Source organism: Streptomyces novaecaesareae, from assembly GCF_000716875.1.
Classification (GTDB): domain Bacteria; phylum Actinomycetota; class Actinomycetes; order Streptomycetales; family Streptomycetaceae; genus Kitasatospora; species Kitasatospora novaecaesareae.
Genome location: NZ_JNWQ01000229.1, coordinates 1 through 439, shown reverse-complemented (window position 1 = coordinate 439; position 439 = coordinate 1). Strand labels below are relative to the sequence as shown.

The following is a 439-nucleotide window of genomic DNA, read 5'->3' as shown; positions in this document are numbered from 1 at the left end:
CAATGATGATCTTGCGGCCGGTCAGGCCGGCGTCGCCCATCGGGCCGCCGATCTCGAAGCGGCCGGTCGGGTTCACCAGCAGCCGGTAGCCGTCGGTGGTCAGCTTGATGCCCTGCTCGGCCAGCGCCTTCAGCTCCGGCTCCACCACGAACTCGCGGATGTCCGGGGTGAGCAGCGACTCCAGGTCGATGTCGCTGGCGTGCTGGGTGGAGACGACCACCGTGTCCAGGCGCACGGCCTTGTCACCGTCGTACTCGATGGTGACCTGGGTCTTGCCGTCGGGGCGCAGGTAGGGGATGGTCCCGTTCTTGCGCACCTCGGTCAGCCGGCGCGACAGCCGGTGGGCCAGCGTGATCGGCAGCGGCATCAGCTCGGGCGTCTCGTCGGACGCGTAGCCGAACATCAGGCCCTGGTCACCGGCGCCCTGCTTGTCCAGGTC

The 439-nt window shown here is 69.0% G+C and carries 1 pseudogene; it reads right to left on the bottom strand.

Features of this window, described 5'->3' with window-relative positions:
* A pseudogene (locus OP86_RS32620) lies at window positions 1-439 on the bottom strand (methionine adenosyltransferase); the annotation flags it as partial.